This window comes from Bythopirellula sp., from assembly GCF_041737835.1.
Taxonomy (GTDB): Bacteria; Planctomycetota; Planctomycetia; order Pirellulales; family Lacipirellulaceae; genus Bythopirellula.
On sequence record NZ_JBGSQY010000021.1, the window covers coordinates 285,978 to 311,418 of the forward strand.

Annotated in this window: 17 protein-coding genes and 1 tRNA gene; 4 read left to right on the plus strand and 14 right to left on the minus strand. The window is 54.0% G+C overall.

Features of this window, described 5'->3' with window-relative positions:
* Positions 1-41: 41 nt before the first annotated feature.
* Positions 42-1,193, plus strand: coding sequence for a hypothetical protein (locus tag AC6T8Q_RS05865; protein ID WP_500678181.1), 1,152 nt, complete (start codon positions 42-44; stop codon positions 1,191-1,193).
* 153 nt (positions 1,194-1,346) lie between these two features.
* Complete coding sequence (locus AC6T8Q_RS05870; RefSeq protein ID WP_500678182.1) at positions 1,347-1,880, plus strand: hypothetical protein; 534 nt, start codon at positions 1,347-1,349, stop codon at positions 1,878-1,880.
* A gap of 31 nt (positions 1,881-1,911) precedes the next feature.
* Here AC6T8Q_RS05870 and hemG read toward each other — a convergent pair whose 3' ends face one another.
* The 8 genes from hemG to AC6T8Q_RS05910 form a co-directional block, all read right to left on the minus strand.
* Entirely contained in the window at positions 1,912-3,336 is a 1,425-nt protein-coding gene (hemG, locus tag AC6T8Q_RS05875; protein WP_500678183.1) for a protoporphyrinogen oxidase, read from the minus strand.
* A 243-nt stretch (positions 3,337-3,579) separates the two neighbouring features.
* Positions 3,580-4,146, minus strand: a complete 567-nt coding sequence (locus tag AC6T8Q_RS05880) for a hypothetical protein (RefSeq protein ID WP_500678184.1) — start codon at positions 4,144-4,146, stop codon at positions 3,580-3,582.
* Between the two features lie 9 nt (positions 4,147-4,155).
* On the minus strand, positions 4,156-5,256 hold the full coding sequence (locus AC6T8Q_RS05885; protein ID WP_500678185.1) for a HigA family addiction module antitoxin: 1,101 nt from the start codon (positions 5,254-5,256) through the stop codon (positions 4,156-4,158).
* 16 nt (positions 5,257-5,272) lie between these two features.
* Positions 5,273-5,569, minus strand: a complete 297-nt coding sequence (locus tag AC6T8Q_RS05890; protein WP_500678186.1) for a type II toxin-antitoxin system RelE/ParE family toxin — start codon at positions 5,567-5,569, stop codon at positions 5,273-5,275.
* 1,102 nt (positions 5,570-6,671) lie between these two features.
* The gene (locus tag AC6T8Q_RS05895) at positions 6,672-7,982 is read right to left on the minus strand and encodes an ABC transporter permease (RefSeq protein ID WP_496919468.1); all 1,311 of its coding nucleotides are present in this window, start codon (positions 7,980-7,982) and stop codon (positions 6,672-6,674) included.
* Positions 7,983-7,987: 5 nt separating this feature from the next.
* Complete coding sequence (locus AC6T8Q_RS05900) at positions 7,988-8,728, minus strand: ABC transporter ATP-binding protein (protein ID WP_500678279.1); 741 nt, start codon at positions 8,726-8,728, stop codon at positions 7,988-7,990.
* A gap of 19 nt (positions 8,729-8,747) precedes the next feature.
* Entirely contained in the window at positions 8,748-10,223 is a 1,476-nt protein-coding gene (locus AC6T8Q_RS05905) for an efflux RND transporter periplasmic adaptor subunit (RefSeq protein ID WP_500678187.1), read from the minus strand.
* A gap of 161 nt (positions 10,224-10,384) precedes the next feature.
* Positions 10,385-13,351 (minus strand): TolC family protein, encoded by a 2,967-nt coding sequence (locus AC6T8Q_RS05910; protein WP_500678188.1) that lies wholly within the window; start codon positions 13,349-13,351, stop codon positions 10,385-10,387.
* 330 nt (positions 13,352-13,681) lie between these two features.
* Here AC6T8Q_RS05910 and AC6T8Q_RS05915 point away from each other — a divergent pair, with 330 nt between their 5' ends.
* Positions 13,682-14,698 carry a peroxiredoxin family protein gene (locus tag AC6T8Q_RS05915; protein ID WP_500678189.1) on the plus strand — a complete coding sequence of 339 codons (1,017 nt, stop codon included), beginning with the start codon at positions 13,682-13,684 and terminating at the stop codon, positions 14,696-14,698.
* 415 nt (positions 14,699-15,113) lie between these two features.
* Here the strand turns inward: AC6T8Q_RS05915 and AC6T8Q_RS05920 are convergent.
* From AC6T8Q_RS05920 to AC6T8Q_RS05930, 3 genes are all read right to left on the minus strand, one after another.
* A tRNA-Ser gene (locus tag AC6T8Q_RS05920) sits at positions 15,114-15,202 on the minus strand.
* Between the two features lie 95 nt (positions 15,203-15,297).
* Positions 15,298-17,781 (minus strand): sodium-translocating pyrophosphatase, encoded by a 2,484-nt coding sequence (locus tag AC6T8Q_RS05925; RefSeq protein WP_500678190.1) that lies wholly within the window; start codon positions 17,779-17,781, stop codon positions 15,298-15,300.
* Between the two features lie 302 nt (positions 17,782-18,083).
* Positions 18,084-19,121 (minus strand): DNA polymerase III subunit, encoded by a 1,038-nt coding sequence (locus AC6T8Q_RS05930; RefSeq protein ID WP_500678191.1) that lies wholly within the window; start codon positions 19,119-19,121, stop codon positions 18,084-18,086.
* 98 nt (positions 19,122-19,219) lie between these two features.
* On the opposite strand from AC6T8Q_RS05930, the gene AC6T8Q_RS05935 reads away from it, so the two are divergent.
* Complete coding sequence (locus tag AC6T8Q_RS05935) at positions 19,220-20,659, plus strand: hypothetical protein (protein ID WP_500678192.1); 1,440 nt, start codon at positions 19,220-19,222, stop codon at positions 20,657-20,659.
* A gap of 2 nt (positions 20,660-20,661) precedes the next feature.
* On the opposite strand, the gene purQ is transcribed toward AC6T8Q_RS05935, so the two are convergent.
* The 3 genes from purQ to AC6T8Q_RS05950 are packed head-to-tail and all read right to left on the minus strand — an operon-like array spanning position 20,662 to position 25,325.
* A complete protein-coding gene (gene purQ / locus AC6T8Q_RS05940) occupies positions 20,662-21,426 on the minus strand; it encodes a phosphoribosylformylglycinamidine synthase I (protein WP_500678193.1) in 765 nt (254 codons plus the stop codon).
* Between the two features lie 7 nt (positions 21,427-21,433).
* The gene (purL, locus tag AC6T8Q_RS05945) at positions 21,434-24,358 is read right to left on the minus strand and encodes a phosphoribosylformylglycinamidine synthase subunit PurL (protein WP_500678194.1); all 2,925 of its coding nucleotides are present in this window, start codon (positions 24,356-24,358) and stop codon (positions 21,434-21,436) included.
* Positions 24,342-25,325 (minus strand): prephenate dehydrogenase, encoded by a 984-nt coding sequence (locus AC6T8Q_RS05950; protein ID WP_500678195.1) that lies wholly within the window; start codon positions 25,323-25,325, stop codon positions 24,342-24,344. The genes purL and AC6T8Q_RS05950 overlap by 17 nt, the downstream gene beginning before the upstream one ends.
* Between the last annotated feature and the right edge of the window lie 116 nt (positions 25,326-25,441).

The following is a 25,441-nucleotide window of genomic DNA, read 5'->3' on the forward strand; positions in this document are numbered from 1 at the left end:
CCACGTTGGCCCCGCCAACACATGCTTTTGAGGTAATGACTATGTTGCGTTTCAGTTTTCGCTTGCTGCTTGGTGCCTTGGTCGCTTTGCAAACGGTTGCCCCCGCGATGGCCGATGGTTGGATGATTGCCGACGATTCCTGCGGCTGCGCGATGGAAGTTGTATGCTGCGAGCCAGTCGCCATAGAATGCGAGGATTGCCTGGATTGCGAAGGCACCGTCGTCGAAGAGAGCGTCGAAGAAAATCATGACGTGATCGTCGATTCCTGCGGCTGCGAAGCCATGGAAGTTGAAGCCACAACAACCGACGCCACGATCACTGAAGACAGCGAGCCGGCTCCTGCCGAAACGAAGAAACCCGCGGCAACGACAACTCCCGCACCCGCTACGGCAACAACCGACAAGCTGCCCCCCGCACCGATAGCGGTTCCCGCTGATCCTGCCAAAACCACCGAGACCGATTTGTTTCCCGGTCCAGCGGCCACCACACCTGCTGCCCAACCGCCGGTGACAGAGTCTCCAGCGGCAACAACTCCCGTGGAAACACCAGTGTCAAAACCAGCCACCGGCACCGGTGGTCTGTTCGACGAACCCGTCACTCCCGTGGCCGAACCCGACGACACTTCGATTCCGTTTGCCGATCCCCCCGCCGCCACGACCGAATCCACCCCAGCAGAAGTTGGAGTGACCGAAACCGAAGGAACGGAAGAATTGTTCGTTGAGCCCAGCCAAGATTCATCGCAAGATTCGTCGCAAGACGAATCTGTTGAGTTCGATGCCGAAGAAACCGTCACCGAAGAAACCGTGCCCGAACAACCAGCCTCCGATCCGCTCGATGATTTGTTCAGTCCTGCCGAATCCACAGACGAACCCGCTCCCAAGCAAGATGAAACCAAGGAAGAAAAACCTGCCGAGTCGGAAACCTTCGATCCGTTCAGTCACAACGAGTTACCCATGCTTGAGATTGTTCTGGCCGACGCCGAACTACGAAGCTGGTCCGACCGTCAGGCCGTCGAGCATTGCCAGGCAAAATTGGTCAGCGTAACCACCGAGGGCATTTTTGTGACGAAAGCCTCGGGCGAGATGCTCGAGATCAATTTCACAGACCTCAGCGATAACGATCTCAACTTCGTTCGCAATCAAGTGCTCGCCCAACGCGACTTGCTAGCACCCACCCAACTCGCCGCCCACTAGTTAGCCGGCAGCGTCCCGCAGCCGTTCAACTCGCGAATTCATTGATTTCCACGCTAGCACCGGCAAACTCCGCCCGAATTTCCTCATCGCGACAACCCGACGGCGTCGATGTTCCCAAAGAGCGCGAAATCGTTGCGCTCGCAGGGGGATTTCATGGAAGCGGTATTACTAGGTTTGGCAGCTCCTGCCGCCGTCAGCACGGCCGGCTCACTGCTGGAGCGCAGCCTCGATACCCTGTCGGTGCCGTTCTCCGCGATTCTCGAATCGATGACCGATTCCGAGTCTGCTGACAGCGAGACGTCCTCGATCACCGATATCGCCGACCTCCAGTCGGAACTCGCCAACCTGCAAGCGAATCTCGCCGCGCGAATTCAAAACGCACTCTCCTCGGCGGGCATTAAACTCGATGAGCCTTTGCAGCTTCGCGTTTCTGAACTCGATGGCACGGTGGAAGTCGTTGGCAATCATCAACAAAAAGCATTGATCGAAGCCGCACTCGCCGACGATCCGGCATTCGCGCGCGATTTTGCCAAAGCTCTCGCCATGCAGCAACTCGTGACCGCATCCGAGCAAGCCGAACAAGCCACAACCGATGATGACATTGCGCTAGGTATCGCTCAAAAAGAAGAACAATTCGGCATCTTCTCGCTCAGCGAAGACGGACCGACTCTGTTATTCGGCGCCTAGCCGGGCCGCAACGCGGTCCGGGCGAAGTGATTTAAGACAAAAATCGCTCCGCCACCCGTTTCGCTGCTAAGTCTCCACTTCGCACACAATACGGAATCCCCACGCCCCGATAGCCGTTCCCCGCGAGCGCCAATCCCGGATGCTGATCCACGCGGCGCTCGATGTCATCCACCAGCTGCACGTGACCGACGTGATATTGCGGCATCTTCTCCCGCCAACGCTGCACTTCCACGTGCAACGGCTCGCCACGCGTGCCGATGGCCTTCTGCAATTCGCCCAGCGCTAGCCGCGTGAGCTCCTCATCGGGAAACTCGACAAGTTCTGGCCGCAAAGCCCCACCCAGGAAAATGCGCACCAACACGGTGTCTTCCGGCGCTCGTCCCGGAAATTTGATGCTCGAAAAACTCGCCGCGATGATCTGCCGCTGCTCGGCGGCGGGGACCACGAAGCCAAAGCCATCCAATTCGCGTGCGATTTGGTCCTTACGAAACGCGGCACATACGATCGCACTACTCGCATAAGAAATACTGCCGAGCAACTCAGCGAGGACCGGATCGATGTTATGCACAATCGGTGCGGCCTGGGGCGTGGGCAAAGCCACGACAACCCCCGCAAAAGGACCTTCACTCGCCGCGTTGGAAAAATCAATCCACCAACCTTTATCGCTGTCCCCAGAAATCAGCGAAGCCTTACGATCCACGTGAATCGATTCATCGTCGATTTGGCTGACAAGCTCATTCACCAGTTGCCCCACCCCGCCGCGGGGCGTTACAAAACTTCCATACCGCGCGCCGCTCGCTGTTTCCTGGTCATTCTCTTTGAGATGCCACAGCGTGTGATGCTTGCGCAGCACCTCGATCGCGTCCGGCATCGTCGCGGCCACGCTCAGTTTCGTGGCGTCGGCCGTATAGATCCCCGCGACCAACGGCTCGACCAAACGCTCAAATGTTTCCTTACCCAGCCGTTTGCTTGCGAAGCGGGCCAGATTGTCATCAAAGTTTGTGCCTTCGATCGACCGAGGAGGACGCCGCCATCGCTCGGCCAGCAAGCGAATTTTTCCCCGCCAACTCAAGAGCGACGTTTTAAGAATCGAGCCGACTTGCTGCGGCCGAATCAACACAAAACCTTCCGGCACGGGATGCAGCCGGTCGCCCTGCCAAACCAACGCCCGACGGTGCTGCGTGTTGGTGGGAATCAATTCATCGGCGATCCCCAATTCCTCGCAAAGCTCAACGGCCCAGGGTTGTTTCGTGATGAAACTGTCGGCCCCCAGCTCGATAAGCAAATCCCCGACGCGCTGTGTGGAAAGGACGCCACCGAGTCGGTCACTCGCTTCAAACAGTTCAACATGTGCGTGAGGCAACAACGTGCGCAAGCGATACGCCGCGGTCAGTCCCGAGATCCCGCCCCCCAGGACGGCAAACTTCAGTGGCGGTGGGGATTGAGAGGCAGACAAAAAGGACTCACTGGCACGATGGAGGAAGCTGAATCCTCTATTGTCTCACGAGCAAGCCAACTCTGTCCACGGGGGCGAAACGTGCCTGTAACCGTGGTCTGTGACCGCGGATTCTTCCCAACCTGTAGCCGAGGTCTCATGGCTGATCAACCAAACGACGATCTCGATAGAGTTCCGCGCTCAGCTGGGAAAACTTTCGGTATCACCGGGATCGGTTTGTTGAGGATTGCGAGGGGCGGTGGATTATCTTGGCTTGTTCCTAGCGACTTTCTTCGCGAATGGGCCTTTAGGCAATGGGATTAACTCAGCTTCTTGCGGCTTCTTTGGTGAGTAGGTTGTGGGCTGAGTTCGCTCTGCTACGTCATCAGTGAAGTTCAGTAATAATTGGTAGCTCCCGCCAACTGTATTATTGTCATTCCAGCTATCGACATCTATTTTCAGTTGCGTGCAGTCGCCGACAATTTGGGACCGGCGGCGCTGAAAAGCATCCGTCATATAGACCTCGTCTACCTTGCGCATATCGCCCCAGAAAGTTTTCTGGGTATCGCCATCACACTTAACTATTGCATGCAAAGTCCGTACATGACGGCCCTGCGGGTCAATGTGATATTGCTCTCTAAATGCCTTGGCAAACTCTCGTTTGCATAATTGGCGACGTAAATCCGCTAAATTGGTTCTAGACCAATGATCGTTGTTGATGGCGAAGTCTGCCAGTTTATTTAAGTCAATTGGTTCATCTCCGCCTGCCTGTAAATACAGATCATAGATATCCATCATCTGGTCTGTTTTCTTGCGTACGATAGTAGTCATTCTTACTCCCTACTCTGTTGGCGAGGAATGACCCCACCCATCCGTAAGTGCGTTAGGGGCGATGAGGCTGCGCACGGGTGGCAGCATTTCTCGGCTATGCGAATAATTTATTGCATCCCGGTGCTGAAGTTGTCCCACGACAATACCAGGGTGAATTCCGTGAAGGTTTGCAAATTGAATAATTTTTACTTTCGAGAATCGCGGGCGATGTCGGATAATGAACGATTCAATTTTTTCACTCGGAACCAAATAGTTACTTGCTTCCTTATTTGCTCGTCGCTCGACCTCCGAAATGTCGGCTGTCGCTACTCTGTTTGGACCAACCAAATTAACATCTATGCTTGCATCGCCGTGTAAAACATGGCTAAGCTCGTGAAATAACGTGAACCAAAAGTTGTCAATGCGATCATATCGCAGAGATAACGCGATTACAGGAGACTTCTTGTCGAGCCAAAATACAGCCCCGTCAATCGCTGCGCCTTGCAATCCCTTAATTAACACGAGGCGTATTCCCATTCTCCCAAGCAACTTTGGAACATGACGCACTTCATGCTCACTTGTGACAAGCGCACGCAGTTCATCTAAATACTTGCGAGCCTTGGGCTCGCTATATGGCGAAACATCCACAATCTTTCGAGCCATATTGCGTGCTTGATACATCCATGCACGCTGAGCCGGTGTATCCGTCTCGTAAGAAGTCGATTTTCTGGCAGCAACTTCAAACGGTTCCGAAAAAAAATCATTTACCGCGGCTTCTAACGCAGAAACATCCTCAAGATCGGGAATCCATTTCCGCAGGATCATTTCTTTTACAGGGGCGAATTCATAAAGCTTTGCACGTCTCGCGACAGCGTCGGAATTTGGCTTTTCCTGAGCAAGCCGATAGGCGCTTTCCAGATTGAGCCACAATTCGGCGGTGGTGCCAAACGCCGCAGCGAGTTCCCTTGCGGTCTGTGGAGTAATGGCCTTAACGCCAGTGATAATTTGATTGACGGTCTTTAGTGGACGGCCCAAAATATGAGCGAATGCCTCCTGCGTCCAACCACGAGCCTCAAGTTCGTCTCTAATATATTCGCCTGGAGCAAATGAGGCTTTGTTCATCGCAGTCATTGTTAGCCCTCCTCATTTACTTGTGATAATCTTCGATACCTATTAACACGATTATGTTCTTGGGTGTTGATTTTTTAATCTCGATTATAAGTCGCCATTGTTTAGTGATTCTTAATGAATACTGATGTGATCTATCGCCCTGAAGTTTTTCAAAGTTCAGCGACCGCATGGTGCGAAAATCACGCTCATCCACTGCCCCTCGCACAAAGTTGAGTACCTTACGGTAGCCTTTACCGATGGCGTTGTCGAAATTGCAATCGACACCATCCTCCTCCATTGCTTCCAACTCGGGATTGGCAAACTCAACTTCCATGACAGCCGTCGGACCTTTTCAGGGGTGAAATCCATTTACTTAATCATACGGCCAGTAAATAATGTCGTCAATAAAGAATTTTACCTTTAGGCCCAAAAGGTAAAAGTATAAATGCGTCTTTAACGGCTGAGTGCTTTTTTTGGCGTTATGGCTTATACAGTAAAGACTTATGAATATCGCTGCGCCTGCTTAACCGGAGAATGACTTGCCTTAATGTGGTTGGAATTCTCAATCACAGCCCTCACAAATAGCTTCTTTGCCGAACTCATTCGACACGCTCACCCCACACGCAAGGTCCGTGAACTCGAAGACGGACTCCTCGCGGTGTGATGTATTCGACATTGGCCCAGGCTACGGTGTTTATCTGCTTCGCTGAGAATACACTGCTGGGCAAGCCAGCAGTGCCACCCAACTTCTGCCGCCGCGGCGCAGAACCCCACGCTAGCGCGTTTGGGCTCAGGTTCTTCCGACACTGACCTCCGGCCTCTGACCCCACATTCTTATTCGTGCAATTCGTTTCATTCGTGGTTTCTCTCCGCGAACTCAGCGCCTCTGCGTGAGAATTCCAAGTGGCCAAAAATCGTTGTGGCGGAGCGCTTCCCAATCGCGATAATGGTGCTCGCCACTTATTAGACGTGCTCTTTGATAATTGAAACCGCAAAGTGAACTTTTGGAACGCGCTCAATCGCACGTTTCGACCAAAAGTCGATTCGTTTTGGAACATAAGAATGTCGCAAGGACTTGAAACGCTCAGCACTTGTGACATCGCGATGTGACAAAATCCAGGAGTTTCGTCACCAAAGTTGGGACCCCAGGAAGCGTGACAAAACTCAGCTTGGCGAGTTTTAAGCGGCCGCAAACCAAGCAAACCTCGCAAACCTGGCAAAGCAGCAGGAAGAGGCCAGAGGCCGGAGGTCAGGGGTCAAAGGAAGAGTGGATGGGGAGGCTAGATTCTTTCCGCCTCCGGCGGACCTAGGCTCTCTCTCAGAATGACTTAAAAAAAATATGAACACTGACAAAATCGAAATAGACCCTGCCAAGTTGGAAGAGTTGGACAAGTTGGAAGTCTTGAAATGAGAAAATAAGAACTTAGCGACGAACGCTACTCGTGCCTTAACGCCTCGATCGGATCGAGCCGTGCGGCGCGGAGGGCTGGGTAGACGCCGAAGACGACGCCCACCAAGAGGGAGATGATGAACGCCAGCGGGATCGACCACGTCACCAGTTGCGGTTCGACATTGCGGATCAAATCGGGAAGGGTCGACATTTGTTGCGGAAACCAAGTTTCCATTTGACCGCGCAGGAACAGCGAAATTGGCCGGCAGAAGAGCCCGCCCAACACGCCCGACAACCCGCCGGCAAACGAAAGGACCGTGCTTTCGACGAGAAACTGCCGCGTGATGTCCTGGCGTTTTGCCCCCAGGGCGCGGCGGATACCGATTTCGTGAGTTCGCTCAGTGACCGTGGCGAGCATGATGTTCATGATGCCGATACCACCCACGACGAGCGAAATCGCCGCGATCAAACCGAGGAACAGAATAAACATCAACCGCGTCGTTTCGGCTTGTTGCAAAAGCTCAAGCGGCACGGTGACGCCGAAATCGGCGAGCGTGTGGCTCCGTTCAAGTGTGTAGCGGACGAGGTCGGCCGTTTTCAGCACGTCGTCGCGATTGGCGACTTGCAGCGTGATTTGGCTCACTTCGAGCCAATCGCGTTGGAACTGGCCCGGCTTGGTGATAACGATCATATCGCCGATCCGCCGCCAGAGCGTGGTGATCGGCACATAGACGTCGTTGGAATAGTCCTCCGCGGCGAGCGATCCGCCGATGCCGGCTGAAGGCGCGCGAGGTTTCATGATGCCGACGACGGAGTAGAACTGCTCGTCGACCATGATTTTTTGATCAAGGGCATTGCCCGAGGGAAACAAACGCTGCGCGGCTTCGGCAGCCAGCACGCAATAATTCCGTTCGCCTTCCAGATCGGAGTCGCTGAGAAAACGACCTTCATCGAGCACCAGCCGAGTGACTTCGGCGTAGTCGGGCGTGCAACCGACGAGTCGACCCTCAAAGGCGCGGGTTTGGTAGCGAAATTCCTGGCTTACCGTACGAATCGGCAAAGCTTTGGAGATCGTCGGGATGGTGGCCAGCAACGTGACGTAATCGCTGCGTGTGAGGCCGTAGCTGCCATCTTCGACGTCATCGCTCGAGGGCTTGATCGTGCGGACGATGATGTTGTTGGCACCGAGGCTGGCGATCTGTTCCTGTGCGGCGCGGCCAATGCCTTCGCCCATCGCCAGCAGCCAGATCACGCTCGCCACGCCGATGAAAATACCCAGCACCGTCAGCGCCGACCGCAGAGGATGCAGAAACACGCTTTTGACACTGAGCTGAATTGTCCGCCACCACATTGCCATGAGTATCAATGCCTCTCATCCGAGAGAACTTGGCCGTCGCGCAGCCAAATCACCCGGCGGGTTTTTTCGGCGACGTCGGGCTCGTGGGTGACCATGATAATCGTGCGGCCTTCGTCGTTGAGACTTTGCAGCAGTGCCAGAATTTCGTCGGTTGTTTTGGAATCCAAATTTCCGGTGGGTTCGTCGGCAAGGATGAACTTCGGGTCGTTGACCAAACTCCGGGCGATGGCCACACGCTGTTGCTGGCCACCCGAGAGTTGTGCCGGACGATGGCCCAAACGAGCTTCCAGGCCGACCATCCGTGCGAGTTCCAAGCAACGCGCCCGAGTTTGCGGCGTGAGTTGTCCCCCGTAATACAACGGCACTTCGATATTTTCCACTACCGTCAGGGCAGGAAGGAGATTGTAGGACTGAAAGACGAATCCGATCCGCCGAGCGCGGGTCTCGGCAAGTTGGTTGTCGTTCATCGAGGCGACGTTGTCGTTGCCGAGCAAGAATGTTCCCGACGTGGGCCGATCCAAGCACCCGAGCAAATTGAGCAACGTGCTTTTGCCCGAACCGGATGGACCCATGATCGAAACGTAATCACCAACTGGAATATCAAACGAAACGCCTCGCAGAGCGTGGACCGTTTCGCCACTGAGAACGTAATCCTTGTGAAGATCACGAATACTCGCCGCGAGCGGCCGCCCATGGAGATTCTGGGCGTCGAACTTGCCGGCAGATTCCTGGCTCGTGGAAACCATGTTTGAGGCAATCGAAGGATCAGCCACCGGCGCTCTCACCCGTGGCTGCAGGTTTTTGGGCCGTGCTGACATCGGACTTGGCGGGTTCCGCCGCGTCGGCGAGGGGGCTTTGCGCCACGGCCCGTTGTTGCCGCTCCGGCGCGATTTTTGGCAGATCAACTTTATCGAGCAGCGACTTGGGATTCATCGCCACACGGTCAGCGACCTCAAGGCCGCTTTCGATGACGTAGAACTTCTCGTTCGTCGGTCCCGTGACAACTGGCCGAGCTTGCCACTTGCCGTTGGCAAAGACAAAGCAGTAATACTGATTGCCGTGCGAATAGACTGCCTGAACGGGAACTTGCATCGCATCATCGATTTCTTCGCAGAGCACCGTAACGGAAGCCGTCATGCCTGGCCGCAACCCCAAGGGTGGGTTTTGAACGCTGACCGTCGCTTTGTATTCCTTGACGTTCGCCTTGCGCCAGCCCGTTGGCTCGGCGTATTGATTGATCTTCACGACCTCGCCACGCAACACATCACCACCGAAACCGACCGGCACGATTCGTGCGGGCATCCCTTTTTTCATGAATTGAATTAGCGATTCGTTGATCGTCAGCTCCACTTCCATCGAATTCGGATCAGGCAGTTGAACAATCACCTGACGTTCGCGGACAATCGCTCCCTCTTGAATAATGACCGATTCATTGCCGCCGCGATCGCGCTCGTGGGCAAACACGACCGTTCCTTCGCGCGGAGCCGTCAGCGTGCATTTTTCGATCTGATCTTGCAGGTCGGCAACCTTGCTTTCTTCCAGCTCAAAGCTGTTCTTTTCCGATTCCCATTTGGCCTCGGTTGTGGCGATATCGCTTTCGAGCTGCTTCACCATCTTGGCTCGGGTAAATTCGTCCAGGACTTTCAGCTTAGTTCGCGCGGCCGCGAGTTCCTTTTCCGATTTTTCCACTGCAAAGCGATCTGCTTCGAGCTGCAATTCGTTGACATACCCCTTCGCGGCCAGTTTCTTGCTGTAGACGTAGTACTCCTTGGCGCGGTTGAGGTTCTCTTCCGCCACAAAGACTTCGCTTTCGATGATCTGGCGTTCCTGAACGTAAGTTCCTTCGAGATACTCCCGTTTGGAGATCACGGCCGTTTCGTACAAGTTCTTCGCTTCAACCATCAAGGCTTTGGCAGAGTTGTAGCTAATCTTTTGTGTGGTAAGTTCTTCCTTGAGGGCAGAAGAATCGAGTTCGACCAGAAAATCACCCTCTTGAACTTGCGTTCCTTCGGGCACGATACGCAAGATGGCCGTGCCGGTTGTGCTCTTGGATTTCACCAAGGAACGGACTTCGGTCACTCCGCCAGATTTAATCTCACCTCGTTCGGTAATATCCAAGCGAAAATCACGGCGACCGACTTCGTGCAAGATGGCATCCGTTGTATCTTCTTGAGTTCCTTGATTGTTCCACCACCATGCTCCGCCACCGAGCGTGGCGATGATCAGTGTCAAGAGAAACACAGAAAGCAAACCCGACGCGCCTCGGCGCAACGCGCGTGAGGATCGTTGTCTGGCGACTGATAAATTCATGACGATCTGCCTCGATTGATCAGCGGCGGGCGAACGAGCGGAGGAAAAGGAAGGTGCTTTCATTTTAGGTCTCGACCAAGCCAAAAGACAGATCACTCTTGCGCATTGGGATTGTGGGATTCCTCAGGAGAATCCGCCAAAACGACCGGAATCGATACCGCCCCGGTCGGTCCAACTGGCAGCCGCAGCGGATTGGGCAAACTGTCACTCTCGGGCGAACCGGTGAATTCCCCACTTGCGTGAATCACCTGATCGTCGGCGGCAGCACCGCGTGGCAGAGACTCTTCGATTTCTGGCAAGTCTTCGGGAACAGGCAACAACTCGCCGGGGAACTCTTCTACAGCCCCTTCTCCCGAAGGCAGTGGAATCACTGGTTCAAGACTCTCTGGCTGCAACAAGGCCCCAGGGCCTAATAGGTCCAAGTCTCTCGCTGCCAATCCCATATCCGTTGTGTTGCACGGCAATCCAATCAAGTATGTTTCCATCGGCACATTGTTCTCGATGAGCATGCCGTTGGGCGTGAGTTCCATAACCCCCAGATCAAGTTCCAAGTTCAAGAGTTGGACTTTTTGATTGACCCAGACGCTTAAGAAATCGTTCTGCACATTCAGTAGATCGCCCAAGGCCTGCACCAAGTCACGCGCCGTGTTGTTGTCGAACAAGGCGACTTCACCCGGTTGGGGTGGCTCGGAGAGTCGTAACTGCGTGAGGTCAACCTGGGAAATTGCCAGCTGCACGGCGGCCCGACGCAGTTCAAAGTTCAATTCGTTAAGTCGAATCTGCCGCAATGTGTTTCTCAAATCACGGTAAACGCTGTCGCGGTATTGGTAGTAAGTTCGGCGAGCTTGTTGAAATTCGATCAACGATTGCCGGTAGATATTGCGTTCCGCCAAGCGAGTCAGCGGAGCATCGAATTCCAAGCCTACACGCAACCGTCCACGCGAACTGCGGATGTCGAACGGATTGTCTCCCACGTTGCCCACGTCGCCGCTGAAGATGATGTTCAGATCACTTTCCAGATCGTTGGCGTTGAAGAAGATCAACCGCCAGGCGTCCACCAAGTTGGCTCGGGCATTCATCCAATCTTGGCGATAATAGGCGGCAATCGCCAAGGCTTGTTCATTCGTGAGTTGCACGGGATCAAAGCTCACGGCTTCCAGTCGTGTACTGGCTTGCACGAGTGAAAGTTCCAGCAACTCGCCAGACAGCTCAGTGACTGCTCGAATCAGGAGGTTAAGCGTGTCGCGATTGGCTTCCGGTTCAGAATGCAGCAAATCATGCAAGTCCGTACTTGTTTCGTTCAGCCGAGTTTGCAACGCCTGAAAATCCCGTCGCTGCTTCTCGATTTGCGCATCCAGGCGCTCGACGCTAAAAATTTGGGGATTAATATCAGTCTCAGCCAGCTCTGGTCGTGAAGCCAACTTTTGGAGCGATTCCCGCCGTTTCGGAAGAGCCTCTTCCAAGGCTTGAAAATCATTCTCGACGGCGCCAATCCGCTCCGTCACCACGCGTTCCACATCGATCGCTTCAGCCAACAGGGGAGTCAATTCCTCGGCAAGTTGCTGATCGCTCGCCGGCATATTCGGTACGATCAATTCATCGTCATCGGCGATGGCAGGGCGACCTTCTTCCGCATCACGCAATAGACGCAGCTCATCGAGCACATCGCTTACGCGTTGCTGAAGTTGTTCAAGTGTTGGATCAAGCAAGTTGAGCCGATCCAGCAGCGGATCTTCGACTTTGACATCGAGTTCCGGCGGCATGCCCAAGTTCGTGAGAAAGAATTCTAAGAAAGTCTGGTATTGATTCTCCGCGGTCAGCAATTGGCTTTGCGCATTGAATAAGGCTTGCTTAGCAAGATCGACTTGGAAGCGGTCGATGCGCCCCGCGTCATAGGACGCTTCCAATTGCAACACGCTATCGCGTAGTGCCGCGACGTTGGCATATTGATTGCGGATGACTTGCTCGCTTTGCAGCAGCCCCAAATATCCGCCCGAGCCTTGGGCCCCCGCTCCGCCGGTGAAACTCCCACCGTTTCCACCCGAACCGAAACCTTGATTGAAGCCGCCACCGCCTCCGATGCCACCAAATCCTGTCCCGCCAACGCCCGTAAAACCTGTCAAACCGCTACCGAGCACGCCACCACGCCGTGAGGGGCCTTGCCCTGGATCGCGGCCTGTTACCACGCTTACGTAATAGGATTCCCGGAAGCGTTCCATTTCTCGAACATTAGCCAGAAGATTGCGTTCCGACAAAGTCAGCCGCTCGAGGATGCGCGTGCGGCCCGCTCTGCGCAAGAGCGGTTGTATCATGGCAAAGTCGAGAAGCGTATTGCTCGAATAATCATCCGGGCCAGAGAATTGCCAAACCAGGGAATTGGCAAACCCTGCGACAAGTTGATTGCCCGTAGCCGACAATTTCTCAACCCGTAGATTATTTCCAGGGCGCGATGTGTTCACTTCAAGTAAGCTCGAATCATTGCCCGTTCCCGTACGATTTTCACCGTCGGCCGTGTAGAAGACGCTGGACCCGCCGTAGAATTGATAGTCAAAACGGAACCGCTCAAAACTCACATCGAGCGCGGATAAGTACAGCTGTTCGAGTTCGCTCTGATAACGAGGCGAGTTCAAGAACCCCATCTCGATCGCGCCGGTGAGATCGAGCATCATGCCCCCTTGCTCATTGAGCGGCAGATAGTCCGTCCAAGCGGGATTATCAACGAAGGGCGTCTTGGGAAGCTTGTTCCACAGCTTGGAACCCTTCATGCCATCGACGCGTTGCATCAAGAGATTCGACGTCGGATCATCCGGTGGCATCGGTTCCCAATCCGGATTGTTGGGGTCGTACATACGAGACCGCGGATCGATGTCGATTCGAAAACTGGCCGGTTCGTACCCGGCCATGGCTGACTTTTGATCAGTCAGGCAGTCGACATCTTCATCGGCTTGCTGTCTATAATAACTAGGTGTGCAACCGGCCGACCCACACATAATTGCAAACATCATGATCGCACAGCGCGCGTACGACATCCGGCGCGTGATCGCGCAAAATGTTCGCATCAGGATGTTTCCTGAATCGGCAAGCGGCATGTTGTGATTGGCGAGAAGAGCTACGGTTCGTGAGGCCCCGAACCAGGATGGACAAGTGCTAGCGGCAACGCCCGAGGCTCGACGGAAAAGTCAGCCCAAAGCGTAAACCTTTACATTTGTTCGGACCCCACCATGGGGTGACTTGAAGAAGCTAAAGACTTCTGCGGGTATCAGACATTTACACCGCTAAAATTCGCAGAGAAAACGCTAGCAATCATAGCGTTGCAATCACTTTTGAGCGGCAACTATACTGGTGTTGTTATTTCGTAGATATAGAAATCCTCGAAAGTGAGTTTATCAATGAGCGCGAGGCATTGTCTGTTTAGTGGATTGGTGTTGGCAGTTATCTGCTCCACAGTTCAGGGGATTACGCTTCCTGAGAGTCCGCCTGAACTACCTTCTGAGCCAGAGCGCTGGATCAACAGCAGCCCCCTTACCTACGATGAAATTCGTGGCAAGGGCGTTGTTTTTTGGTTTTTCGAGGAAACATGTCCCAAGTGCAAGAGAATGTGGCCAAAGTTGATGGACGAGGTGGCACAATTTGCCGACCAGCCTGTCTTGTTCGTTGCCGTGAATTCAGGGTGCTCAAGGAATGAAATCATCGAATATGTCGAAGACCAAAAAATTACATGGCCCGTATTGGTTGATCCCGACCGTTCGTTCGAAGCGGCCAGCGGAGAGGTTGCAATCAATCTCCAATCGATTACCGATGTAAGGATGGTTAAGCCGGATCAAACTTTCATGTGGGGTTGGTGGAACGATATCCCTATGACGGTCGAGCACGCCGCTCAAGGAGCCACTTGGAAATTCAAATACGATAAAGTGCCCGAGGAACTAAAATTCGCCGCGCGCCGATTGGAATTTGGCGATATGTTAAGCGCGTCAAGTGCGATAAGGTCCAGCTTGGAGTCAGAGTCCGAGCATGTCCGCCAAGCCGCTGCTTATATGCAAGGGTATATCCACAAGCAAATGCAAAAACAAATAAACGAACAGCTCGCCAAGATCGACCGTGCCGACCTCTGGTTACGTTATACAGCGCTCGATGCGACAGCTCGTCGCTTCGCGCCTCTTCCACTTCCTCCTGAAGAAGCCGCAAAACTTAAGAAGCTGAGTATGGCCCCGGAGGTCGCCGACGAGCAGAGGGCCAATAAAGGTCTAGCAGCTGCGCTTATTCTATTGGAGAAGAATGACGAGAAAGATCGCCAAAAGGCGTTTACGCGACTCCAGCGGATTGTAAACAATTTTTCTAAAACTCATGCGGCCAAAGAAGCCAAGGAGTTGTTGAAGCACGCCGAATCAACTCCAAACTTTGAGTGAGCTTAAAGTCCACTTTGTTAAATTTACTTCTTTCTATTACTGGCCAAATAGCTTGAGAGAATTGGCCGCTGAAATCCATTACAATGGTCTCGCGCTGTGGTGCGAGTGCTCTTTGGCAATTGGATTTTCAGTTAGGCATCAATTTGACTGGGAAGTGAATTCGGTGAGTTTTGCTTCGATGAATTAGGCGACCGCCCTGAGAATTCCGACACAAATTGATTTCAAGCGAAGCAAAATGCCAGCAATTTTGCGCCGCGATGCGGGACCCCACGAATTTGGTGCAGAATTCAGCGACGTGGCGCTCCGAATCTTTGAGCCGTATTAAGAGGATCGGCGCAATAAAAACCCCCGCCGAAGCGAGGGTTTTGCAGAAGATTCGGCGATAATGCACCGAATCAAAGCCCAACAAATCAAGCGGAGAGGACAGGATTCGAACCTGCGAACCAGGTTTCCCCGGTCACCGATTTAGCAAACCGGCGCATTCGACCACTCTGCCACCTCTCCAGGTTAGCGATCCAGAGAAATATCGGAGTTTCTCGGACCCAAGTCGAGCTTAAATTTTAGATCAAACCCCTAAGCCTGCAAGGGCCTAGAAAAGCTCATTCTGCCAGGGCCGGTGTGGCCGCTTGCACGGCAATTTGCATCCGATAGAACGACCGCCAGATAAAGACCAGCGACAACAGCCCGAGGATCGCGCCGACGGCGACGCTGGTCGTCGGATTCATCTCGATGGCCAGTTCCACGGCGAGCAAACCGAACAAAGTCGTGAATTTGATGACCGGATTGAGGGCCACCGAGGAGGTGTCCTTAAACGGATCGCCCACCGTGTCGCCCACAACCGAGGCATCGTGCAAGGGCGTCCCTTTTTCACGGAGTTCGACCTCGACGATTTTCTTGGCATTGTCCCAAGCTCCACCGGCATTGGCCATAAAAATCGCTTGGTACAAACCGAAGATCGCAATCGAGAACAAGTAACCAATAAAGAAATGGGCATTGATACAAGCGAACGAGAGCGTCATGAAAAACAGAGCGAAGAAGATATTGAACATCCCCTTCTGGGCATAGAGTGTACAAATTTCAACGACCCGCTTGCTGTCCTCAATGGAAGCACGATCTTCGCCACCCGTGAGCTTGATGTGCTCTTTGATGAATTCCACGGCCCGGTAAGCGCCGGCACAGACGGCTTGAGTTGAGGCCCCCGTGAACCAATAGATCACAGCACCGCCCGAGATCAAACCGAGCATAAAAGGAGGATATAGCAAAGACAGTTTTTCCATATCGGTGGTCAAGCCGTTGGTCAGCACCACGATGATCGAGAAGATCAAAGTCGTGGCCCCCACAACCGCGGTGCCAATCAGCACCGGCTTGGCCGTCGCTTTGAATGTATTGCCGGCACCGTCATTTTCTTCGAGGAAGGTTTTGGCTTTCACAAAATCTGGCATGAAGCCGAAGTCTCGTTCGATTTCTTTCTCAATGCCGGGGATTTTGGTGATCGTGGAGAGTTCAAACACGCTTTGGGCATTGTCTGCAACGGGCCCGTACGAATCGACCGCGATTGTTACGGGACCCATACCCAGGAAACCAAACGCGACCAAACCGAAGGCAAACACGGCAGGGGCAATCATCAAAACATCGAGGCCGAATGAACTCACGCCGTAGGCAATCGCCATAAGAGCCACGATCGTCAATCCCATCCAGAACGCACTGAAATTGCCCGCAGTCAAACCAGAAAGAATGTTGAGCGAAGCGCCTCCTTGTCGGGAGGATTCCACGACTTCTTTGACGTGCAGCGAATGGGTCGAAGTAAAGATTTTTACGAGTTCCGGAATAATCGCCCCTGCGAGAGTACCGCAGGAAATGATTGTCGAAAGTTTCCACCACAGCGTGCCATCCCCCAAACCACCAATCAGCAAGAAGGACATCACATAAGTAACCACAACCGAAATGACCGACGTAATCCAAACAAGTTGAGTCAATGGGGCCTCGAAGTCCATGTGCGTTTCCGTCGCATATTTTGCTCGGGCCAAAGCCTGATTCACTGCGTAGGCCAAGATACTCGTGGCGATCATCATGATTCGCATCATGAAGATCCAGACTAGCAAGCGAACTTGAACTTGTGTGGCAGCGTCCGCGGCTGCGGCCACTTGTTCCTGCGTGGCGGTCGCGGCAGTGACCCCCTCGGGGTAATACAGCTGCGGCACTACAGCCAGCAAAATGAACGTGATCAGGGCCACACCCGTCACGCCGTAAGTTTCAAAACCGTCGGCCGTGGGACCCACCGAGTCACCGGCGTTATCCCCTGTGCAGTCGGCGATCACACCGGGATTGCGGGCATCGTCTTCGTCGATATGAAAGACGATCTTCATCAAGTCGGCCCCAATGTCGGCAATCTTCGTGAAGATACCACCCGCGATGCGAAGGGCCGCGGCACCGAGGGATTCGCCAATCGCGAAACCGATGAAGCAGGGGCCCGCATAGTCGCCGGGCACAAACAACAGAATCGCGAGCATGATCGCCAGCTCGACGCTAATCAGCAGCGTGCCGATGCTGATGCCTGCTTGCAGGGGGATCGTGAAGGCCGGCAACGGTTTGCCTGCCAAGCAAGCAAACGCTGCACGCGAGTTGGCGTAGGTGTTGATACGAATGCCGAACCAGGCCACAAAATAACTTCCCGCGATGCCGACCAAGCTAAACAAAATAATTGTGGCGACCTTCATGGCCTCGAAATGTCGCAGCCAACCAAAATAGACCACCATGACTGCGCCGATGAACAACTCAAGCAGCAGGATGAACTTCCCTTGGGTAAAGAGATAAGTCTTACAAGTTTCGTAGATCAACTCCGAGATGTCACGCATGGATTGATGCACGGGCAAATTGCGGAGCTTGAAGAACATCGACAGTCCGAAAGACATGCCCAAGCCACACACCACCAAACCGCCCAACAGCCAGTGACGGCCATTGATTCCTAGAAAATCCTGAGTGGAAACGTCAGGCAGAATGAGGTCCGCTTCACCAGCGCTCGCCGTGGATGCGACCAAGCCGATCACCGCCGTCAGCAAGCAACGAACTATCGAGAGATACATTGAGAATCCTGAAAAAGAATATGTCTAGTTGGCCAAAGCTGGGGTGGAACGATTAGCCGAATCACGCTCGATGCGTCGCGATCCAACGTCCCCCTCCTGAACGTTCCGAGCTATCCAAAAATAGAATACGCAACTCCCCAGAACCGCTCGGATAGCCAGGAATTTGACGATTTTGAACCGAACGATTCAAAGAAGAACCGGCCACGACGGTACAGCTTGCAAGAATGTAATCCTAAGCAAGAGCGAAGTTTAGATCGACTGACCCGGACAGTCAACCGGAAGCCCTCGTGGAAAAATACAGTTCAACGTGGGACTGAGGCCGTGTTCAAGAGTCGCGACAGATCGTCGAACCAGCATTCCAGCAAAGTCGCTTGGTTGGCATTGCGGTCCAGCTCTTCCTCGGCCAGGACACAGCGGTCCAAAGCAGCGAGTAAGCGTGAATCCGATGCGCGATTCGTTGAAACGGGGGCTTTGGCCGCCGTCAACTGATCTCGCAGATGTTCAATCACCAAGTCAAAGGTCGCCCTTAGCCGCTGCCGCTTGGCCTCGGATTCGGTGCCTGCCTCACTGACGAAATCGTTAACCATCGAAACAAAGCGCACACTATTGAGTCCAGGCTGGGAAAAATGTTTAACCAGCCGCTGGCGAAAGTCGCCAAGGTTCATGGCAAGCATCTCGGTGGCTCTTTGCAAACTACCGCCAGATTGTGCCGCCAGATCCCTAGCCTGGGATTCGTTCTCTACGATGGCCTGCTCCAGGAGCAACTGGCTAACCACTTCTTGTGGCAAGGGCTCGAACCGAACGATCTGGGTCCTCGAGAGAATCGTGGGAAGTTGCCGGCTCCGATTCGTGCCGATCAGAATCAGCAGCGCCCCCCGCGGGGGTTCTTCCAGGGTCTTGAGCAGGCAATTGGCACTCTCAGTCTTCAGGCCGTCGGCATCGTCGATGATCGCCACCCTACGGCGACCCATCATCGGCCGCAGTGAGATGTTATGGCACAAGCCGACTTGGTTGCGGTGCTCACGATCACCCAAGAAGAGTTCGAGCGGCAGCCACCGCTTTCCCGCAGGTAACCCAACAACGTCGATATCGGGATGCGTTCCGGCGTCCATGAGCCGGCAGGAGTCGCAATGTCCACAGGGCAAGAGGTCCGTTTCGTTTGCATTCGTGCAGAGCAGTGACTTGGCCAACTTGAGAGCAAACGTGCGTTTGCCGATCCCAGCAGGGCCGAGGAACAAATAACTCGACGCGAGCCGCCCACTAGCCAAGTTGCCACGAAATTGTTCCACAACCGCGTCATGTCCTTGAATTCCCTGCCACATGGGATTTGATGCTAACAATTAGACAAATCACCTGACAAGCCGACTCCTATGATTAAGTCGAATTACAGACTTGCGGAAGAAGCCGTCTAGGATTGATCGAGAGGACTTTGCTATTCATGTCGGGCCCACCATCCGCAAATCGCCGCTTCGTGTGTGATGGCTGCCAAGCCGTTTTGCCTTACGATCCTGCTCAGGCGGGCAAGCCATGCCGCTGTGGAAAATGCGGAAAATCGCTGTTGATTCCCAATTTGGATGAGCAAAATGACAAACCGAGTCAGCCCGAGCCACCTAAATTTGTCGAATTATGGTGCCGGGTTTGCGACACACGTCTTGTCGCCAAGAGCGAAGATAGCGGCAAAAAAGCCAAGTGCACCGATTGCGGCGCCGTGAATGTTATTCCCACTCCCAGAAAACCCGAGGCCCCGCGTGTCCCAGCGGCCATGCAAGGACCGCAGTACGACGTGTGGGAAGTCGACAAAGCCCCTGAACCTGAAAAGCAACGAGTCGCACAACCCAAGCTGTTCCCCATCTACTGCCGGGTTTGCGGCACTTTGATGTATGCCGAACTCAAGCATGTGGGTGGCAAACTTAAGTGCCCCGATTGTGGCGCACTCACTGCGGTCAAAGAACCGCCCAAAGAAGTCGAGAAAAAGTCGCCACTTGTTCCCGACGGCGAAGAGTACAAGCTCTCTGCCCCTCCGCCGACCCGACAGAAAGTCGTTCCCGAGTATATCGAGCGAATTAAGCAGGAAGGACAGGTGGCAGTTGCCAAGGAAGCCGAAAAGCTTGCCGCAGAACGTCCCAAAATGCCGCCCTTACCAACGCTCAACGGTGTCTTGTCGATGCTCGTGAGAGAACCGGTGATCACGTGGTGGGTCGGATTATCGGTGGGTGGGACAGTGGTTGCTTGGTTGCTCATTAACTCGATTCCTACAGCCAGCGCAAGCGGCTTTGCTCAAATGTTCGCCTTAATGTGTCGAATCTTCGGCTTCTTGACGGGGCTGATGTGGTATGGCCCGACCGCGGCCATTCTCTGTGCGATTGTGGCCGAGAGTTCTGAGGGACATACCAAACTATACGCTTCACCCAGCCCCCGCTTCTTTGAATGTCTGATGGAGATGCTGCATATCGGCACCACACTCTCGTTGAGCTGTATCCCTGGGTTTGCGGTTATGAAATTTGTTCCTTGGGAATATTCATTTGCCGTCGGGGGCGGCAGCTTCTTGATCTTCTTTCCCGTACTGTTGCTTTCAACGTTTCATCAAAACACACCGATGGGGATCTTTTCTCTCCGAGTATGGGGAAGCCTCGTGCTGCGGCCTGCCCATTGGTTATTGTTCTATGTCGAGTCGGCAATCATCCTCGCGATTGGGATTGCAGCTTCCATGGCCATTCTCGTGATGGCTCGTGAGTGGCTGTTGGGAATTGTTCCCGTGGCACTCGCTACCGCATTTGTGTATTGCCGGGTGCTGGGACGGTTTGCTTGGTGGCTTGCGGAGTCACTACCCGTTAAGGAGAAACCAGAAATCGAGCCGCGTTACAAACGCTTTGCTTAAATTCAAGAAAAGTACCTTACGGCATTACGGAACATGGCGAGCCCTTGTCCTTCACCGCGTTCACTAAGCCTCGTCCACTGGGGATGCTGCGTGAAATCGACAAAACGCTCGGGGTGCGGCATCAAGCCAAAGACTCGTCCCGTCGAGTCGCACATGCCCGCCACGTCGGCCGCGGCACCGTTGGGATTATAGGGCGAAGGCATCTCGCCAGTGTCCGCATAACGCAAAACTAGCTGGCCATTCTCTTCAAAGCGGTTGAGCCACTCGTCGTCACGAACCACGAACTTTCCTTCGGCGTGAGCAATCGGCAGGACAAGGGAGCTGATTCCTTGTAGAAACACACAGTGATCACCGGAGGTTTGTAAGCTAACCCAGCGGTCGATGAATTTTCCCGAATCATTCCAAGTTAGTGATGCTGCCGGTCCCTGTGAATCGTCCGTATCGAGCAGGCCTGATTTGATGAGAACTTGAAATCCATTGCAGATACCTAAGATGAGCTTACCCTCTTCGCGAAACTCTCGCATCGCGTCGGCCAAGTGATGGCGAATCTGGTTGCCATAGATCCGACCGGCAGCAACGTCGTCGCCATAGCTAAACCCGCCCGGCAGACAAAGGATTTGGTATTCGGTAGCTAACTCGGGAGATTCGAGCAAACGATTGAGATGAAATACTTCGGGCAGTCCGCCGGCCAATTGAAAAGCGTGCGCGGTCTCCACGTCGCAATTCGTGCCGGGTGCTCGCAAAATCATAATGCGGGGTTGTGTCATATCGTTCTTACCAGGCGAGCGGTTCTTTCCAAGCGGCTTTCAACGCGGATAGTTCGGTATTGATCCATGAAGTGCCACTGGGTTGGTCAACAATTTCCAACCGTTGCTCTGCTTGAGTGCGACCAATGCAAGCGTGTGGGACGTTGCTCAAAGCAGCTTCAAACGCCGCGGACTGATCAGGTCGAACTTCGCAGAGAAAACGGGTGTTGGACTCACTGAATAGCAATTTTACGGGTGACAAAGTTTCATGCGTAGGAATTTTATCTAATACGATCTCAGCTCCGATGTCACCTGCAAAGCATATTTCGGCGGCGGCAACAGCAAGACCCCCTTCGCTCAAATCGTGGCAGGATCGTACAACACCCTGAGAAATCGCTTGATGCAACGCCGCGAACGTTTGCTTGGCCATAATGGGATCGACTTGCGGAACTTGGCCGCCTTTCAAGTCGTGGATCAAAGCGAAGTGCGAACCGCCAAGCTCATCTTTTGTCGTGCCAACCAGATACAGCAAGCTGTCTGTGTGCTTAAGATCCATCGTAACGGCAAGCGACACATCAGCGATTTGCCCCATTGCACTGATCAACAACGAGGGGGGTATGGCAATCGTCTGTTTGTTGCCGGACTCATCAAAGTAACTGAACTCATTGTTCAGGCTGTCTTTGCCGCTGATAAATGGCGTTTCCAGAACAAGTGATAAATCGTGGCAGGCAAGGGCCGCGCGAACCAGAGAGCCCAGCGTCTCGCTCTTTTCACAGTCGCCCCAACAGAAATTGTCGAGGAGCGCAATCCGCGAAGGATCAGCACCGACGGCCACGCAATTACGCATCGCTTCGTCGATGGCACTGGTGGCCATGTGATAGGTATCGAGATCCCCATAGCGAGGATTCATACCACAAGAAATGACCACTCCACGACGTGAAGACAGTACAGGGCGAACAATCGCCGCATCACCAGGACCATCGAGCTGCGTGCCGACAAGCGGTTTGACTACACTGCCGCCTTGCACTTCATGATCATACTGGCGGATGATCCATTCCTTGCTGGCGACGTTGTAGCTGCCCAAAATGCGGTAAAGATCGTTCGTAAGATTGTTGCCTAATTTTGGCAGTTCTATATCTTGAACTGCTTGAGGCGAAAAATTGGCTGAGCGAATCACGGGGGGACGGCCTTTGTGCAACAGGTCCATTTCCAAGTCGCCGACGACGTGCTCACCATATTTCAATAGCAAGCGTCCCGTTGGAGCAAACTTGCCGATGACCGTGGCCTCGACTCCTTCTGCCTCGCAGAGGGCGTGAAATTCATCCCAGGATTGTGGAGGTACACTGAGAACCATGCGTTCCTGGGCTTCGGAAATCCAAATCTCGGTGTAGGATAGGCCAGCGTATTTCACTGGTGCGCGGTCAAGCCAAACTTCTGCTCCGATTTCCTCGCCCATTTCGCCGACGGCACTGCTGAATCCACCCGCGCCACAATCCGTTATGGCTGTGTACAGACCACGGTCCCGAATGGCCAGCAGAACATCGAGGACTTTCTTCTCTTCAACAGCGTTGCCGATTTGAACGGCTCCACCGGAAAGCGATTCACTTTCGTGCGTAAGCTCCGCACTGGAAAACGTGGCACCATGGATGCCATCTCGGCCCGTGCGACCACCAACGCTCACGATCAAATCATTGGGCTGTACCTGCTTGAACGATTTGTCGACGGGGATCAGTCCAACGTTGCCGCAATAGACAAGGGGATTGCCGAGATAACGAGGATCGAAATAGACGGCTCCGTTGATCGTGGGAATGCCCATGCGGTTGCCATAATCGCGAACCCCACTGACGACCCCACGCATCACTTGTCTGGGATTGAGCACACCGGGCGGGAGTTCGTTGCTAGGGGTGTCGGGAGGTGCGAAGCAAAACACGTCGGTGTTACAAATCGGCTTGGCCCCCATGCCGGTGCCAATCGTATCGCGGATCACACCACCAATGCCGGTGTTTGCGCCACCGTAGGGCTCCAGCGCCGATGGATGATTATGCGTTTCCACCTTGAAGCAGATGTTAAATTCATCGGTGAAGCGTACGATCCCCGCATTGTCGCGGAAGACGCTAACACACCAATCGTTGTTGCCCCAACGCTCTCGTAGCTCAGTAGTCGCTGCGAAGATGGTTTCTTTGAGCATATTGTTGAACTGCCGTTCACCCTTCTCATCGCGGTAGGCAATACGTCCTGCCAACGTCTTGTGGCTGCAATGCTCACTCCACGTTTGAGCGAGAGTCTCCAATTCAATATCAGTCGGTTCGCGGCCCAGTTCGGCGAAGTACTTTTGGATCGTCTGCATTTCCGCGAGTTGCAGATAAAGCTGTCCCTCGCGGCTGAGCCGCATCAACCCCGCCTCATCCAAGTCCTTGAGTGCTACGTTTTGCAGAAGAAATTGATATTCGCTGCCCAGTTGTAATCGGTCAAAAGGGAGGGGGCCGATGGCAGTTTGCTCGATGGCGTCGTTGGCCAGAATTCGGTTGCTAATCTCCGAGAGTTGTTCCTGCTCGGCACCGGCGATCCAATATTTTCTGAGAGTTCGCAACGCGGTGACCGAAAAGCCGAAGTCCCGTACCGCTGCCTCGGCACTTTGAGCAACAGGATCCATGACGCCCGGTTTTAAAAGCACCTGCAATAAGGTTGCACCGTTATCTTGAGGCGGAGCAACCAGATTTATATCTCCAACCTTGGCCACGACCGGACGTTCTACCGTGCCGTCGGCAAAAAGCTCGCTAGCCAGCCGCGAAACTTGTGCGGCATCTAGGGAATCGCTTTCCAGCAGAAATCCCCGCGCTGAGTGAATGGATAAATTGTGGCCAATTCCCATCTCAGCAGCCACACCAGCCACGCGCCGCGCTTCGTGGTCTTGGAGCCCGGGTAAGGGGTGGATGTCAATTTCCCAGAGCATCTCGAATCTGTTTCGCTTGTTGGAGGGTGTCTTGGAGTTGCGACCAGTCGCTCATTGCCATTTCGGCTCGCATTTCTTGAAGCTGGGCTACCAGCTGGTCAAGTGCGGGTAGCATAGCGGCTTTGTTCTGGCTAAATATCTGCGTCCACAAAGCGGCATCGCCAGCGGCGACTCGGGTCGTGTCGGACCAACCAGTGGCCGCCAGCGGCAGGTATTCTTGCGGTGTGCACTTGGCCAAAGCCGAGGCAACCAAATGCGGTAAGTGGCTGGTACTTGCCAGGGCTTGGTCATGTTCTTCGGGCGACATGACATGGACCATAGCTCCCAAAGATTGCCAGAAATCCCGCGCAATTTCTAGGACCTCTTCGGAAGTCGTGGAAGTTGGCGTCACAACGACAGTTTTTCCTTCGAATAAGTCTTGACGCGCGTGTTCGGGGCCTGCACGGTGATCACCCGCCAGGGGGTGACTGCCGACAAAACGGTGGGCTGACGGGTCGAGCCGGGCGTCAACATCATGGCAAATGAGCCCTTTGGTGCTTCCCGCATCGGTAATCAACTTGGCATTAGGAGCCGCTTGAGCGATCCGACAAACCGTGTCCGCAATAAGATTGACCGGTGTCGCGACCACGACGAAATCGGCATTGGCCACTCCGGCAGCGAGATCCGTTGTTGACCGGTCAATCGCTCCAATGGCCAACGCCTTATCGAGGGTGCCCTGATTTCGACCGATTCCTGTAACATTTGCTGCCAGCCCGCGCTTACGTAGAGCAAGGCCAATCGATCCACCGATCAGGCCGACTCCGACAATCGCTACATTCGTGGAGTTGGGCATGCGAACGTGGGTGGGATGGCTGGTTTGGCCCGGCTGGGCTTCGTAGAAACTGTTATGCTCAGGCCAGAATCGGCTTTCGGCTGACCAATGGGGGCATTCTAGCAAAGCACGCGAAGATTGCAGGGGGGCAGACACGGCCGAAAAAATGCCGCGTGACCTTGGCCGAACGGTACGGCCCTTGCAATCGGTAGATCCTACGGTGTGGGCAAAAGTTCGCCTCAAGGAACTGCTCTACCCAAAAGGGGTTAAAA

What these genes read in the sequence shown, in the direction of transcription:
- AC6T8Q_RS05865 (WP_500678181.1), top strand. Translation starts at nt 42, where the DNA reads ATGTTGCGTTTCAGTTTTCGCTTGCTGCTTGGTGCCTTGGTCGCTTTG.
- AC6T8Q_RS05870 (WP_500678182.1), top strand. Translation starts at nt 1,347, where the DNA reads ATGGAAGCGGTATTACTAGGTTTGGCAGCTCCTGCCGCCGTCAGCACG.
- AC6T8Q_RS05880 (WP_500678184.1), bottom strand. Translation starts at nt 4,146, where the DNA reads ATGACTACTATCGTACGCAAGAAAACAGACCAGATGATGGATATCTAT.
- AC6T8Q_RS05885 (WP_500678185.1), bottom strand. Translation starts at nt 5,256, where the DNA reads ATGACTGCGATGAACAAAGCCTCATTTGCTCCAGGCGAATATATTAGA.
- AC6T8Q_RS05890 (WP_500678186.1), bottom strand. Translation starts at nt 5,569, where the DNA reads ATGGAAGTTGAGTTTGCCAATCCCGAGTTGGAAGCAATGGAGGAGGAT.
- AC6T8Q_RS05895 (WP_496919468.1), bottom strand. Translation starts at nt 7,982, where the DNA reads ATGGCAATGTGGTGGCGGACAATTCAGCTCAGTGTCAAAAGCGTGTTT.
- AC6T8Q_RS05900 (WP_500678279.1), bottom strand. Translation starts at nt 8,728, where the DNA reads ATGGTTTCCACGAGCCAGGAATCTGCCGGCAAGTTCGACGCCCAGAAT.
- AC6T8Q_RS05910 (WP_500678188.1), bottom strand. Translation starts at nt 13,351, where the DNA reads ATGCGAACATTTTGCGCGATCACGCGCCGGATGTCGTACGCGCGCTGT.
- AC6T8Q_RS05915 (WP_500678189.1), top strand. Translation starts at nt 13,682, where the DNA reads ATGAGCGCGAGGCATTGTCTGTTTAGTGGATTGGTGTTGGCAGTTATC.
- AC6T8Q_RS05925 (WP_500678190.1), bottom strand. Translation starts at nt 17,781, where the DNA reads ATGTATCTCTCGATAGTTCGTTGCTTGCTGACGGCGGTGATCGGCTTG.
- AC6T8Q_RS05935 (WP_500678192.1), top strand. Translation starts at nt 19,220, where the DNA reads ATGTCGGGCCCACCATCCGCAAATCGCCGCTTCGTGTGTGATGGCTGC.
- purQ (WP_500678193.1), bottom strand. Translation starts at nt 21,426, where the DNA reads ATGACACAACCCCGCATTATGATTTTGCGAGCACCCGGCACGAATTGC.
- purL (WP_500678194.1), bottom strand. Translation starts at nt 24,358, where the DNA reads ATGCTCTGGGAAATTGACATCCACCCCTTACCCGGGCTCCAAGACCAC.